The sequence below is a fragment of the Xylanimonas protaetiae genome, from assembly GCF_004135385.1.
Lineage (GTDB): Bacteria > Actinomycetota > Actinomycetes > Actinomycetales > Cellulomonadaceae > Xylanimonas > Xylanimonas protaetiae.
Map to the genome: position 1 here is coordinate 2,285,575 of NZ_CP035493.1, position 14,082 is coordinate 2,299,656.

The 14,082-nt window shown below is 74.0% G+C and carries 9 protein-coding genes and 1 pseudogene; 4 read left to right on the forward strand and 6 right to left on the reverse strand.

The window, feature by feature from the left end; translation table 11 throughout:
* The 4 genes and pseudogenes from ET471_RS10505 (at position 1) to ET471_RS10520 (ending at position 4,336) form a co-directional block, all read left to right on the forward strand.
* Positions 1-1,026 (forward strand): ROK family protein, encoded by a 1,026-nt coding sequence (locus ET471_RS10505; RefSeq protein WP_129188148.1) that lies wholly within the window; start codon positions 1-3, stop codon positions 1,024-1,026.
* Positions 1,026-1,808, forward strand: coding sequence for a glucosamine-6-phosphate deaminase (nagB, locus tag ET471_RS10510; RefSeq protein WP_129188150.1), 783 nt, complete (start codon positions 1,026-1,028; stop codon positions 1,806-1,808). Before ET471_RS10505 ends, nagB begins: the two co-directional genes overlap by 1 nt.
* Before the next feature lie 106 nt (positions 1,809-1,914).
* Positions 1,915-2,225: pseudogene (locus ET471_RS10515) on the forward strand (DUF3039 domain-containing protein).
* A gap of 62 nt (positions 2,226-2,287) precedes the next feature.
* Positions 2,288-4,336 carry a DEAD/DEAH box helicase gene (locus ET471_RS10520; RefSeq protein ID WP_242496250.1) on the forward strand — a complete coding sequence of 683 codons (2,049 nt, stop codon included), beginning with the start codon at positions 2,288-2,290 and terminating at the stop codon, positions 4,334-4,336.
* Positions 4,337-4,413: 77 nt separating this feature from the next.
* Here the strand turns inward: ET471_RS10520 and ET471_RS10525 are convergent, their stop codons facing one another.
* The 6 genes from ET471_RS10525 to ET471_RS10550 form a co-directional block, all read right to left on the reverse strand.
* Positions 4,414-6,066 carry an ABC transporter permease gene (locus ET471_RS10525; protein ID WP_129188154.1) on the reverse strand — a complete coding sequence of 551 codons (1,653 nt, stop codon included), beginning with the start codon at positions 6,064-6,066 and terminating at the stop codon, positions 4,414-4,416.
* Positions 6,063-6,995 carry an ABC transporter ATP-binding protein gene (locus ET471_RS10530; RefSeq protein WP_129188156.1) on the reverse strand — a complete coding sequence of 311 codons (933 nt, stop codon included), beginning with the start codon at positions 6,993-6,995 and terminating at the stop codon, positions 6,063-6,065. The genes ET471_RS10525 and ET471_RS10530 overlap by 4 nt, the downstream gene beginning before the upstream one ends.
* Positions 6,995-7,660 (reverse strand): TetR/AcrR family transcriptional regulator, encoded by a 666-nt coding sequence (locus tag ET471_RS10535; protein WP_129188158.1) that lies wholly within the window; start codon positions 7,658-7,660, stop codon positions 6,995-6,997. The genes ET471_RS10530 and ET471_RS10535 overlap by 1 nt, the downstream gene beginning before the upstream one ends.
* An 88-nt stretch (positions 7,661-7,748) precedes the next feature.
* Positions 7,749-9,128: a nicotinate phosphoribosyltransferase gene (locus ET471_RS10540; RefSeq protein WP_165350559.1), complete on the reverse strand. Its 1,380-nt coding sequence runs from the start codon at positions 9,126-9,128 to the stop codon at positions 7,749-7,751.
* A gap of 98 nt (positions 9,129-9,226) precedes the next feature.
* Complete coding sequence (locus ET471_RS10545) at positions 9,227-11,713, reverse strand: glycoside hydrolase family 94 protein (RefSeq protein ID WP_129188162.1); 2,487 nt, start codon at positions 11,711-11,713, stop codon at positions 9,227-9,229.
* Positions 11,710-13,911: an NTP transferase domain-containing protein gene (locus tag ET471_RS10550; protein WP_129188164.1), complete on the reverse strand. Its 2,202-nt coding sequence runs from the start codon at positions 13,909-13,911 to the stop codon at positions 11,710-11,712. Before ET471_RS10550 ends, ET471_RS10545 begins: the two co-directional genes overlap by 4 nt.
* Positions 13,912-14,082: the final 171 nt, after the last annotated feature.

Below are 14,082 nucleotides of genomic sequence, written 5' to 3' on the forward strand. Positions count from 1 at the left end.
ATGTCGTCCAGCACCGGGCCGGCGGGCGGCCGGCCTCCGGCAGGCGCCCTGCCCTCGGCGGGCGCGCTGCCCTCGGCGGAGCGCGAGCAGCGGCCGACCGTGGGCCTCGACATCGGCGGCACCAAGACGCTCGCGGCGCTGCTCGCGCCCGACGGCACGGTGCTCGCCCAGGCCCGCCTCGGCACCGAGCGCGGCCCCGACGGCGTCGTCGCCGTGGCCGCCCGCGCGGTCCAGGGCGTGGTGCGGCAGGCCGGCCTCGACGTCGCGGCGCTCGACGGCATCGGCGTGGGGGTCCCGGGCCTCGTCGGGTACGACGAGGGCACCGTGAGCCACGCCGTCAACCTCGGCATCGAGGGCGCGCCGCTGCCGCTCGCGCGGCGGCTGGGCGACGCGCTCGACGTCGGCGTCGTCGTCGACAACGACCTCAACGTCGCGGCGCTCGGCGCCGCGCACCTCGCCCCCGGAGCGGCCACACGGCCGCTCGACCTCGCGTTCCTCGCGCTCGGCACGGGCCTGGCCGCGGGCCTCGTGCTCGACGGCGTGGTGCGCCGCGGCACGGGGGCGGCCGGGGAGATCGGGCACGTGCCCGTGGACCCGGCCGGGCCGCCGTGCCCGTGCGGCCAGCGCGGCTGCCTCGAGCTCTACGCCTCGGGCACGGCCGTGGACCGCCTGTGGCCCGCGACGTCGGGGCGGCCCGCCCCGGTCGAGCTGTTCGAGGCCGCCGCCGCGGGCGACCCGGTGGCGGTCGCCGCCCAGGCCACGTACGCCGACGCCGTCGCGGCGGCCGTGCGGATGCTCGTGCTGAGCGTCGACGTGCGGCACGTCGTGCTCGGCGGCGGCGTCGCCCAGCTGGGCGCCCCGCTGCTCGACGCGGTCCGGGCGGCGCTGGCACGACAGGCCGAGGCCTCGCCCTTCCTCGCGTCGCTCACGATGGCGGACCGCGTCCTGCTGGCTCCCGGGCACGTCCCGGTCGCCGCGGTCGGGGCCGCCGTCCTCGCACGCACCCCACGAGCAGGAGGTTCCTGATGGAAGTCGTCATCGCCCCCGCCGAGGAGCTCGCGCTCCTGGCCGCCGGTCACGTCGACGCGCTGCTGCGCCGCAGGCCGGACGCCGTCATCGGCCTGGCCACCGGCTCGAGCCCGCTCAAGGTGTACGACGAGCTGGCCCGGCGGCACGCCGAGGACGGCCTGTCGTTCGCCCGCGCGCGCGGGTTCATGCTCGACGAGTACGTGGGCCTGCCGGCCGACCACCCGGAGCGGTACCGCACGGTGATCGAGAAGGAGATCGCGTCCCGGGTCGGCTGGGCACCCGAGCAGGTGCAGGGCCCCGACGGGCTCGCTGACGACCTGCCCGCGGCGTGCGCGGCGTACGAGGCGGCGATCGCGGCGGCGGGCGGCGTCGACGTGCAGATCCTCGGGATCGGTACCGACGGGCACATCGCGTTCAACGAGCCGGGCTCGTCGCTCGCCTCGCGCACGCGCATCAAGACCCTGACGCGCCAGACGCGCGAGGACAACGCCCGGTTCTTCGGCGGCGACGTCGCGAAGGTGCCGACGCACTGCCTGACGCAGGGCCTCGGCACGATCATGGACGCCCGCCACCTGGTGCTGCTGGCCACGGGCCGGCAGAAGGCCGAGGCCGTGCACCAGCTCGTCGAGGGGCCGGTCTCCGCCATGTGGCCGGCCACGATCATGCAGATGCACCCGCACGCCACGGTGCTCATCGACGACGCCGCGGCCGGCCGCCTCCAGCTCGCGGACTACTACCGTGAGGCCTACCAGTCGAAGCCCGGCTGGCAGGGCCTGTAAGGCCTCCGAGAGCTCCGTCGGGGCCGCGGTCGGCTGCGGCGGTCGTGGCCCCGACGGCCCTGCACAACCCGCCTCGTGCCGGACCCGCCGTCGTAGACTTCCGGGCATGAGCTCCCCCCTCTCGTCTCCCTCCGCGCGGCCTGCCACCCCTCGGACCCCGGGGCCGGGACCGACCTGCTCGAGCGTGAGGAGACCCGCTCCGAGGTCGAGCCGGGCGACCACGAGCGCTTCGCGCACTACGTGCGCAAGGAGAAGATCATGGAGTCCGCGATGACGGGCAAGCCCGTCATCGCCCTGTGCGGCAAGGTGTGGGTGCCCGGCCGCGACCCGAACAAGTTCCCGGTGTGCCCCGTGTGCAAGGAGATCTACGACGGCCTGCGCGCCCCGCAGGACGGCGACGGCGACTCGGCCCAGTGAGCGCGGCGACTCCGCTGCCGGATCCCGACCCCTTCGATCTGTTTGCCGCGGCGGCCGAGGCTGTGCCTGTTGCCGCGGCTCTGCGGGGCTCGCGAGCTCACTCCTCCGTCGCGGAGCCCGCACCGGAGCCTCGTCCTGAGCTCCGGTCGGTCGGCCTGCCCGCTGCGGCCGACGCCTCCGACGACGGCGGTGCGCCCCGCCTGACCGGCGCGGCCGCCGCCCGTCAGGCGCTGCTGGACGCGACGCGCCCCGGGAGGCCTGACGGTGCGGCGTCCGGCGGTGCTGCGTCCGGCGGGGCCGGGCCGGACGGTGCCGGGCCCGGGCGCCCCGCGCCCCAGACGCCGTCGACCGCGGCGGCCACCCAGCTCAGCCCCGCGTTCCCGCGCCGCGCCGCGTGGGGCACGGTGGCGAACCTGCGCGCCTGGCAGGCCGAGGCGATCGAGCTGTACCGCGCCAAGGAGCCGCGCGACTTCCTCGCCGTCGCCACGCCCGGCGCCGGGAAGACGACGTTCGCGCTGCGCGTGGCCACCGAGCTCATCGAGCGCGGCATCGTGCGCCGTGTGACCGTCGTCGCGCCCACCGAGCACCTCAAGCACCAGTGGGCCGACGCCGCGTCACGCGTCGGCATCCGCATCGACCCGTCGTTCAAGAACGCGCAGGGCCGCCACGGCACGCACTACGACGGCGTCGCGCTGACGTACGCGCAGGTCGCGGCCAACCCGGCGCTGCACCGGGCGCGCACCGAGGCGGCCCGCACGCTCGTCATCCTCGACGAGGTGCACCACGGTGGCGACGCGCTGTCCTGGGGCGACGCCGTGCGCGAGGCCTTCGAGGACGCCACACGGCGTCTCGCCCTGACGGGCACACCCTTCCGCTCGGACACGGCGCCCATCCCGTTCGTCTCCTACGAGGCCGACCGCGAGGGCATCCGCCGCTCCAAGGCCGACTACACGTACGGCTACGGCGACGCCCTGCGCGACAAGGTCGTGCGGCCCGTGCTGTTCATGACCTACTCGGGCACCATGCGCTGGCGCACCAAGGCCGGCGACGAGGTCTCGGCCCGCCTCGGCGAGGCCATGACCAAGGACATGACCGGCCAGGCCTGGCGCACGGCGCTCGACCCGGACGGCGAGTGGATCCCGTCGGTGCTCGCCGCCGCCGACAAGCGCCTCACCCAGGTGCGCCGCTCGGTGCCCGACGCCGGGGCGCTCGTCATCGCCACGGACCAGACCGCCGCGCGCGCCTACGCGGGCCACCTCGCCCGCATCACGGGCCAGAGCCCCACGGTCGTCCTGTCCGACGACGACGGCGCCTCGGCCCGCATCGACGAGTTCTCGCAGGGCGACGCGCGCTGGATGGTCGCCGTGCGCATGGTCTCCGAGGGCGTCGACGTGCCGCGCCTCGCCGTCGGCGTCTACGCGACCTCGACGTCGACGCCGCTGTTCTTCGCCCAGGCGGTGGGCCGGTTCGTGCGGGCGCGCACGCGCGGCGAGACGGCGTCGGTGTTCCTGCCGTCGGTGGCACCGCTGCTCGAGCTCGCGAGCGGGATGGAGGTCGAGCGCGACCACGCGCTGGACCGCCCCGCCACGGCCGAGGAGCAGGGCATCGAGTACGACCTCGAGGCCGCCGAGCTCGCGGCCGCGAACCGGGAGGAGAAGGCCTCGGGCGAGCTGCTCGGGTCCTTCGAGGCCATGGAGTCGCAGGCGTCGTTCGACGGCGTGCTGTTCGACGGCGGCCAGTTCGGCACGGGCGCGGAGGTGGGCTCGGACGAGGAGCTCGACTTCCTCGGCCTGCCGGGGCTCCTGGAGCCGGAGCAGGTGGCCACGCTGCTGCGCCAGCGGCAGGCCGACCAGCTGCGCGGCCGGGCGGGTGCCGCGACCGCGCGTGAGATGACCGCCGAGGAGGCGGAGCAGGAGCACCGCCGCGCGGCGGCCCTGCGCAAGGAGCTCTCGAAGCTCGTCTCGGCGTGGTCGCGCAAGTCGGGCCGCCCGCACGGCTCGGTGCACACGGAGCTGCGCCGCCGCTGCGGCGGCCCGGAGGTCCCGCAGGCGACGGCGGACCAGCTCGACGCCCGCGTGACGATGGTCCGGAGCTGGTTCGTCGGGGCGTAGGCGGCGAGAGGCGCCCACGACGAGGCCCTGCACAGCACGGCGAGTGCTGCGCAGGGCCGTCGCGTCAGGCGGGCTGGTCAGGCGGGCTGGATGTCCCGCCGGCGGAACCGGGTCACGCCCAGCACCGTGAACACGACCGCCACGAGCGTCATCACGACGAGCGGTGTCCAGGTCAGCGGCTCCATCGGCACGTACGGCGTCGCGCTCCACGGGAGGATGTCGAGCAGCCCCTGGGGCAGGCCGAGCGCGTCGCCCACGAACATCAGGAACCACACGGCGGCGATGACGCCCCACGAGAGCGGCACCGCGAGCCGCGGCAGGTAGCCGAACAGCAGCACGGCCACGCCCACGAGCACCATGATCGCGGGCCAGTAGACGAGCGCCGCGCCCGCGAGGCGGCCGGCCTGCGACGCGTCGGAGACCGTCGAGCCGTAGGACGCCCCGAAGATCCCGCCGCCGACCGCGAGCAGCACGGCCGACCCGACCACGGGGATCACGAGCCGCTCGGCGGCCCACCGCACCCGCCCCACGGCGCCCGCGAGCTGCGGCTCGAGGATCGCGCTGGCCTCGTCGCCGCGCAGCGCCACGGCCGACTGCACGGCGAACACGGCCACGACGAGCGCGATCATCCCGGTCAGCATCGACAGCAGCGCGTCGACGCCGGTCCCGCCGACGAGGTCGGTCGCGGAGCCGCCGGCGTCGTCGAGGAGGTCGGTCATCGACTGGACCACGGACCCGAACAGGCCGGCGGCGATGACGACGGCGACCGTCCAGCCGACGACCGGCCCGCGCTGGAGCCGCAGCGCCAGGCCCAGCGGCGACGTCCAGCGCTGCGGGGCTCCCGGGTTGCCGAGGCGCTCGGGCAGCAGCCCGGCACCGTGGTCCCGGCGTCCCTCGAGCCAGCCGGCGAGGGCGAGCAGCGCGACCGTGAGCACGACGAGCAGGCCGAGCGGCCACCAGCGGTTCGCGCCCCACGGCTGCATCTCCTGCCCCCAGCCGATCGGGGAGGCCCACGTCAGCGTCCCGTCGCCCAGGTCGCCGACCATGCGCACCACGTAGAACGCGATGACGACGACCGACCCGAGCGCGTTGGCGCCCCGGCTGGTCGAGGTGACCTGCCCGGCGAGGGCGCCCACGCCGAGCCCGAACAGCCCGACGCCCGTGATCGACAGGCCGAAGACGAGCGACCCGAGGACGTCGGCACCGGCCGGGTCGAGGCCCATGGCGATGCACACGATCGCCGCGCCGACGCCGGAGACGACGCACAGCCCGCCGACCCACAGCCACGTGGCGAGCGACCCGGCGTGCAGGCCGAGCACGCGCGAGCGCAGCAGCTCGGTCCGTCCCGTCTCCTCGTCGGCGCGCCCGTTGCGTGTCACCAGGAACACGGCGCCGAGCGCGAGGGCGATCGCGACGAACATCCAGATCTTCGTCCAGACGGCGCCGCCCATCGTGGCGGGGTTGGCGGCCAGGCCCGTCAGCGCCTTGAGGCCGGGCGTGTCGCTGACGCGCGCGAAGTCGTCGAGCGCCTCCTGCGTCGTGAAGAGCGACTGGTAGTACGACACGACGTAGCCGACCATCGCGATGACGAACACCGCCCAGACGACCAGCCGGACGCGGTTGCGCCGCCAGAACAGGCGGCTCATCACCCCGAGCCCGGCGAGCGTCTCCTGGGCCGGACGGCGGACGGCGGACCCGAGGAGGGTCCGGTCCTGCACCTGGGCGGTCATCGCGTCGCCACCTCGCCGACGGCCGGCGCGAGGTCGGCCGCGCCGTTGTAGTGCTGGAGGAACAGCTCCTCGAGCGACGGCGGGTTCGCGACGAGCGTGTGCGGGTGCAGCTTGGCGACCTCGGCGAGCACGTCGGGCAGCGCGCCCTCGTCGACGGCGAACGTCACGTGCGGCCCGTCGGTCGCGAGGTCGTGCACGCCGGGCAGCGACGCGAGCCCGTCGGGCCCGCCGTCGAGCGTGACCGTCACGGACGTGCGCGTCAGGTGCCGCAGCTCGGCGAGCGAGCCCTGCTCGACGGTGACGCCGTCGCGGATGATCGCCACGCGGTCGGCGAGCTTCTCCACCTCGGCGAAGATGTGGCTGCTCAGCAGCACCGACCGGCCCTCCGCCTTGACCTCGCGGATGGAGTCGGTGAACGCGGCCTCCATGATCGGGTCGAGGCCCGACGTCGGCTCGTCGAGCAGCAGCAGCTCGGCCTGCGAGGCGAGCGCGGCCACGAGGGCGACCTTCTGCCGGTTGCCCTTGGAGTAGGTGCGCGCCTTCTTGGTGGGGTCGAGCTCGAACCGCTCGAGCATCGCGGCCTTGCGCTTCGGGTCCAGCGGCCCGGACAGGCGGCACAGGATGTCGATCGCCTCGCCGCCCGTGAGGTTGGGCCACAGGGTCACGTCGCCGGGCACGTACGCGATGCGGCGGTGCAGCGCGACGGCGTCGGCCCACGGGTCGCCGCCGAGCACCCGCACGGTGCCGCCGTCGGCGCGCAGCAGGCCGAGCAGGACGCGGATCGTCGTGGACTTGCCCGCGCCGTTCGGGCCGAGGAACCCGGTCACCTGCCCCTGCGGGACCACGAGGTCCAGTCCGCGCAGCGCGTGGACGCGGCCGAAGCTCTTGGTGAGGCCCTCGGCCTGGAGGGCCGGCTCGTTGCCAGTCATCAGTCTTCCGTCTCTGGAGATGGGGTGGGGGTGTTGCGGAGCGAGAGGTAGGTGTCGAGCAGGTCGCGCGAGACGAACAGCCCGTCGGTGTAGAGCTCGAGCAGGGACAGGACCACGCCGTCCGTGGGCGAGATGACGCGGGTCACGAACTCCTCGGGGCTCGCCCCGGGGTCGGACATGAACTCGATGAGCATCGCGCCCATGCTCTGGCTGACGAGCGTGCGCAGGCGCGCCTCCTCGTCGAGCGAGGTGTGCACCAGCCCGGCGGCCACGGAGTGCTTCATGACGACGCGCGCCTCGTCGACGAGCTGCGCGAGGAAGCGCCGCCCGGCGCTCCCGCCGGCTCCGAGGGCACGGATCATGTAGACGACGAGCACGGGGGTCGCGCCCGGGTCGGGGAAGAGCCCGCGCAGCGCGTCGGACGGCGCGTCGACGGCGTCGTCCTTGAACTCGCGGTAGCGGGTGAGCACGACCGAGTCGCACTCGGCCCGCAGGGCTTCCTTGGTGCCGAAGTGGTGCGTGATGAGCCCGGGGGAGACGTCGGCGGCCGCGGCGATGGTGCGCACGGACGCGCCGAAGCCCTCCCGGGCGAAGCAGTCGATCGCGGCGTCCAGGATCCGGCCGCGCGCCGTCGCCTCGGCCTCCAGGATGTCGTCGTTGCTCATGCGACCAGGCTATACACGTGTATAGCCGGGCGGCAGGGCCCTTGACGCTCTCTTGACGCCTGCCGCCGCCCGGGCCGCCGACGACGTGTCAGTCGAGCGAGAGCTCGACCGTCGGCAGCGCCGGGTCGCCCGCCGAGAGGCGGCGCGCCCCGCGCGGCAGCTCCGCGCGTGACGCCCGGTGCGTGCGGGCCGCGTTCTCGACGCCGTAGGCGCCCACCCAGCGCGAGTCCACGGCCCCGTCGACGACGAGGGGCACGTGCAGCGCGCGCAGGTCGTCCGACGCGGGCGACCACGAGGCGACCGCCTCGTCGTCGTCGCCCACCACGAGCACCTCCTCGACCGCGCGGCCCTCGGCGTCGAGGCGGCGGGCGGCGGACTTGCGGCCGCCCCGGCTGGGCTTGCCCGGGGACGCCTTGGCCACGGGCTCGAGGACGCCCTCGGCGTTCGCCCGGGCCACGAGCTTGTAGACCATGCCGCAGGTGGGCGCACCCGAGCCCGTCACGAGCGACGTGCCGACGCCGTAGGAGTCCACCGGGGCCGCGGCGAGGGCCGCGATGGCGTACTCGTCGAGGTCGCTCGTGACGACGATCTTGGTGCCCGTGGCACCGAGGCCGTCGAGCTGGTGCCGCGTCTCGACCGCGAGCGAGCCGAGGTCACCCGAGTCGAGCCGCACGGCGCCCAGGCCCGTGCCGCCCGCGGCGACGGCGTTGACGACGCCCTGGCGCACGTCGTAGGTGTCGACCAGCAGCGTGGTGCCCGTGCCGAGCGCCGCGACCTGCGCCCGGAACGCGGAGAGCTCGTCGTCGTGCAGCAGCGTGAACGCGTGCGCGGCGGTGCCGATGGTCTCCAGGCCGTAGCGGTAGCCGGCCTCGAGGTTGGAGGTGCCGGCGAACCCGCCGATCACGGCGGCGCGCGCGGCGGCGACGGCGGCCTGCTCGTGCGCGCGGCGCGCGCCCATCTCCAGGCACGGCCGGTCCACGGCGGCGGACGTCATGCGCGACGCCGCGGACGCCACGGCGGAGTCGTAGTTGAGCACCGACAGCACCAGCGTCTCCAGCAGCACGGCCTCGGCGAACGTGCCCTCCACCTGGAGGATCGGCGAGCCGGGGAAGAACACCTCGCCCTCGGCGTACCCCAGGACGTTGCCCGTGAACCGGTAGCCGGACAGGAAGTCGATCGTGCGGGCGTCGACCGCGCCGGTGCCTTCGAGGTACCCGAGCTCGGCGTCGTCGAACCGGAAGCGGGGGAGCGCCTCGAGGATGCGGCCCGTGCCGGCGAGCACGCCGTAGCGGCGTCCCGCCGGCAGCCGGCGCGTGAACACCTCGAACACGCAGTGCCGGTGCGCGGTGCCGTCGGCGAGCGCGGCCTGGAGCATCGTCAGCTCGTACTTGTCCGTCAGCAGCGCCGTCGACGGGCGGGCCGTGGGCGGGAGTGCGGCCGGCAGGACGCCGTTGGACGGGGCGCCCATGCCCCGGTCGAGCTCGGTCATGGGGAAACGGTAAGCCGTCAGGGGGGTCTGAGCAGGGCGAGCGTCACTGTGCGGCCGGTGCGGCCCGGCCGCACGGATCAGCCCAGCGTGACCTCCACCCGCACGGTCGTCCCCGCCGCGACGACGGGCACCGCCGTCGTGCCCGCGGGGAGCGCGACGCCGTCGACGACGACCGAGCGGACGCCCTTCTGCACGTGCTCGGGGTTGCGCACCGCGATCTCGTACACGGCGCCGCGCCACTCCCGGCGCACCTCGAACCCGTCCCACGCGGCCGGGATCGCAGGGTCGATCACGAGGCCGTCGAGCGAGGGCCGGACGCCGAGGATGTACTTGGTGGCCGCCGTGTACATCCAGCCCGACGAACCCGTCAGCCACGGGTTCTGCGCGAGCCCGAACCGCTCGTGGTCGCGCCCGTAGACGAACTGGACGTAGGCGTACGGCTCCGCCTCGCGCACCTCGACGTTGTCGTTCTGGTGGTACGGGAGGATCGCGTCGTAGAACGCCATCGCCTCGTCGCCGCGGCCCAGCATGGCCTCGGCGATGATGGGCCACGCGTTGGGGTGGCTGAAGATCGCGGCGTTCTCCTTGATGCCCGGGTACACCCGGGTGAGGAACCCGACGGTGTCGTCCACCTGGGTGAACGCCGGCCAGCTGAGGTGGTTGCCGTACTCGCTGGCCAGCAGCTCGTGGACCGCGTCCATCGACTGGATGCCGCGCTCGCGGGTCGTGATGCCGCCGATGACGGGCCACGCCTGGTGCTCGAGGAAGATCTTCCCCTCGGCGTTGTCGGCCGAGCCGATGAGCACGCCGTCGCGGGTGATGCCGCGCCGCCACCACCGCCCGTCCCACAGCTCCTTGTCGGCCACCGCGGCGAGCCGGTCCAGCTCCGCCTCGTACCGCGCGACGTGGTCGTGGCGTCCGAGCGGCCCGGCCAGCGAGAGATACGCCCGGATGGCCCACGCGTGCAGGAACGTCACGAGCGCGGTCTCGCCGCCGCCCAGGTTGATGCCGTCGTTCCAGTCGGCCCGCAGGCCCAGCGCGACGCCGTTGGCGCCCACCTGCTGCGACGTGAAGTCGAGCGCCCGCTCGAGGTGCTCCCACACGGTGCCCGTCGAGCCCTCGGCGTAGGTGATCTCCTGGTCGAGGAAGTCGGTCTCGCCCGTCTCCTTGACGTACTCCGCGATGGTCGGCACGAGCCACAGGTGGTCGTCCGAGCACGTGTCCTCGAGCCCGTGGATCAGGGACGCCCGGTCGGTGCGGGGCACGATCGTCGGCGACGGGATGTCCGGCAGCTGCGGCGCGTCGGGGTCGAAGTCGGCCGGGTCGAACAGGTGCAGCCCGTACCCCGCCTCGGTCTGCGCGCGCAACAGCTCGACGATGCGCTGCTTCGACTTGACCGGGTTGGAGTGGATGACGCTCATGCAGTCCTGCGCGGTGTCGCGGTAGCCCAGGCCCGTGCGCCCGCCCACCTCGACGAACGACGCGAACCGGGACCACACCACGCACGTCTCGGCCTGGAGCAGCGTCCAGGTGTTGAGCATCGAGTTCATCCCGGCGTGCGGGGTGGTCACCGCGAGGCGGGCCTGCTTGGCCCGCCAGTGGTCCACGAGCGCCGTGTACTCGGCGTCGACGACGGCCGGGTCCGCGAACTTGGCCCGCATCGCGCGCCCGACGGCGTCGCGCGAGCCGTAGCCGAGCACGAAGCTCAGCCGGACGGTCGAGCCCGGCGCGATGGTCACCTCGTGGGCGAGCGCCCCGCAGTGGTTCTGCGTGGTGCCCTGCGAGCCGCTCAGCGCGCCCGCGGCGACACCGCGGGGGTCGGACTCGTCGCGGTACGGGCCGACGAACGCGTCGCGCAGCGCGTCGAACGAGTCGGCCGTCTCGCCGGACGGCCCGGCCGACGCGAAGTAGTGGAACGTCCACGGCTCGTAGTACGCGTCCACCTCGACGACGCCGTCCGCGTAGTCCGCGCCCTGCGAGTACAGCGACATCTGCAGGTTCTGGTTGTCCACCGTGATGGTGTGGAACGAGAACTCGACGTAGCCCGTCACGGTGAGCGTCCGGGGCTCGGGCGTCGTGTTGGTGAGCCGCACGTCCCACACCTCGGCGTCGTCGTCGAGCGGGACGAACACCGTCTGCGTGGCGTCGATGCCGCGGAACGAGGACTCGAAGCGGGTGTACCCGGTGCCGTGGGCGGAGGTCCAGCGGCCGGCCGAGCCGTCCGTGGGGACGTCGTCGGACGGCCCGACGAAGGGCTTGCCGACGGGCTGCCACGAGATGCTCCAGTGGTCGCCCGCGCCTGCGTTCGCCGCGGCGTCGCGCAGGTAGACGTACTTGCCGGGCCGGTCGAGCGGCACGCCGTTCTGCCGGAACCGCGTGATGCGGCCCGTCTGGGCGGACCTGTAGTACGAGTACCCGCCGCCGTGGTGGCTGATGACGGTGCAGAAGTCGCGCGTCCCCAGGTAGTTCGTCCAGGAGACGGGGACGTCGGGGCGCTCGATCACGTACTCGTGCGCTGGGTCGTCGAACCTGCCGTACGCAGTGCCCTTGTGTCGCTCGCTCATGCCGTGACAAATCCCTTCAGCCAGTCGAGGAGCTCCTGCGCCTGTGCGGGGGTGGCGGCCTCGGCCACCATGCGTAGCAGCGGCTCGGTGCCGGAGAAGCGCAGCAGCGCCCACCCTCCGTCGTCGAGCACGATCTTGGTGCCGTCGAGGTGCGACACGCTCGCCACGGGGTACGGGCCGACCGCCGTCAGGGGCGAGGACGCGAGCCGGCGCGGCACCTCGACGCGCATCTCGGGCGTGGCGGGGACGTCGCCCTCGGCCAGGTAGAGGCGGCCGGTGACGTCCCAGATGGACTGCCGCAGCTCGGAGATGGTCTTGCCCGTGCGGGCCAGCATCTCGGCCACGAGCGCGCACGCGAAGATGCCGTCCTTGCCGAGCAGCCAGCCGCGCACCGTCAGGCCGCCCGAGGACTCGCCGCCCAGCACCGCCCCGATCTCCTCCATCCCGGCGGTCACGTGCTTGAACCCGACGCGCACCTCGCGGGACTCCTCCCCGAAGTGGGCGGCGAGCCGGTCCAGCAGGTGGGTCGTCGCCAGGTTGCGCACCACGCCGCCGCGCTCGCCGCGCACCTCGTGCAGGTACCAGTACAGGAGCAGCAGCAGGTCGTTCGCGTCGACGTACTCGCCCTGCTCGTCGACGATGCCGATGCGGTCGGAGTCGCCGTCGGTGGCCATGCCCAGGCTGTAGCGGCCCTCGCCGCGCCGGATGAGCTCCTTGAGCGCGTGCAGCCGCTCCGAGTCGGGAGCCGGGGCGATGCCGCCGAACAGCGGGTTGTGCTGCGCGTGGATGAACTCGGCCCGCACGCGCATGTCGGTGAGGATCGTCCCGAGCGTGCTCTGCGACGTCCCGTACATCGCGTCGACGATGACGCGCAGCCCGGAGCCGCGCACGGCGTCGACGTCGATGATCTCCTCGATCGCGTCGATGTACGGCTCGTCGAGCTCGGCGTCGACCACGACGCCCGTCTCGCGGGCGCGGGCGAGGTCGAGGGTGACGACGTCCGCGATGGAGAGCGCGTTGGCCTCGTCCTGGTAGCGGTTGGTCTCGTCGTCGAGCGGCAGGGAGCCGTCGGCGCGGAACACCTTCATGCCGTTCCACTGGGGCGGGTTGTGCGAGGAGGTGATGATGATGCCGTAGGCCGCCGTCAGGTGGGGGGCGGCGAACGTGACCAGCGGGGTGGGGACGTCGTCGCGCAGCAGCGTGACGGGGATGTTGTTGCCCGCGAACACCTCGGCCGCGGCCTCGGCCGACTCGCGCGAGAGGAACCGGCGGTCGCCGCCGATGACGACGCCCTGGCGCTCGACGCCGCGGCGGGTCACCTCGTTGGCGATGGCCTGGCTGAGCCGGCGCACGTTGGCCAGCGTGTAGCCCTCCCCGATGAGCGCCCGCCACCCGCCCGTGCCGAACACGATCTGGGTGTCGGTGGACTTCACGGGCCGGAACAGGCGGGCGAGCACGATGTCGGCGGCCTGCGCGAGCTGCTCCGGGGTGTTGATGCCGCGCACCTCGGACGTGTCGTAGATCTGGTACGACTCGATCGACTTGCCGCGCCCGATGATGCGCCGGGCCATCTCGGTGAGGCGGTGCTCGCCCTCGGCGGCCATGGCCTCGAGCTCCCCGAAGAGCAGGCCGGGGGCGGCCGCGTAGGCGCCCACGTTGAGCTCCGTGCGCCCCTGGCGGGGCGCCCGGCGCTCGGCGCGGTCCCGGATCGCGATGATCGGCGCGGTGCCCGAGCTGGTCGCCTCGCGCACCACCTCGCCGTACTCGTCGTACTCCTGGGCGACGTCGTCGACGACGGCGGTGAGGATCGCCAGGTCGGCGTCCTTGAGGGTGAAGCGGTGCAGCAGGCCGCGCAGCGAGTCGGGGCGCAGCAGGGGCGTGTCGGCGTAGGCGACGAGCACGCGGTCGGTGGCGAGCGACTCGACGGCCTGGCGGGCGGCGAGCACCGCGTCGCCCGTGCCGCGCGGCTCGGCCTGCTCGACGTACGCGTAGGCGTCGCCGAGCGCCTCGCGCACCGCGGTGTCGCCCGGCGCGACCACGACGACGACGCGCTCCGCGTCGACGACCCGCGTCACGGTGGCGACGGCTGCCTGGACCACGGTGGAGTCGCCGAGCGGGTGGGTCAGCAGCGAGCGGGAGACGGCGTCGTGCCCCGCTGCGAGGACGACGGCGGAGGTCAGGGATGTCGCGGACGCCATGGGGCTGCTCCCGGGGAGGTGGTGCGCGTGACCGGTGCCACGCCGCGAGGACCACATTACGACAGGATCCTTCCAAATACACGCGGGTGGCGCTGCGTATCCGGCTGTGTCGGAGCGGAACTGGCGCAGTCACGGCGAGCGGTCGCCCTGTGCAAGGTCCATCGGGCAGGA

Coding starts and splice junctions, on each gene's coding strand:
- ET471_RS10505 (WP_129188148.1), top strand. CDS start 1: ATGTCGTCCAGCACCGGGCCGGCGGGCGGCCGGCCTCCGGCAGGCGCC.
- nagB (WP_129188150.1), top strand. CDS start 1,026: ATGGAAGTCGTCATCGCCCCCGCCGAGGAGCTCGCGCTCCTGGCCGCC.
- ET471_RS10525 (WP_129188154.1), bottom strand. CDS start 6,066: ATGACCGCCCAGGTGCAGGACCGGACCCTCCTCGGGTCCGCCGTCCGC.
- ET471_RS10530 (WP_129188156.1), bottom strand. CDS start 6,995: ATGACTGGCAACGAGCCGGCCCTCCAGGCCGAGGGCCTCACCAAGAGC.
- ET471_RS10535 (WP_129188158.1), bottom strand. CDS start 7,660: ATGAGCAACGACGACATCCTGGAGGCCGAGGCGACGGCGCGCGGCCGG.
- ET471_RS10540 (WP_165350559.1), bottom strand. CDS start 9,128: ATGGGCGCCCCGTCCAACGGCGTCCTGCCGGCCGCACTCCCGCCCACG.
- ET471_RS10545 (WP_129188162.1), bottom strand. CDS start 11,713: ATGAGCGAGCGACACAAGGGCACTGCGTACGGCAGGTTCGACGACCCA.
- ET471_RS10550 (WP_129188164.1), bottom strand. CDS start 13,911: ATGGCGTCCGCGACATCCCTGACCTCCGCCGTCGTCCTCGCAGCGGGG.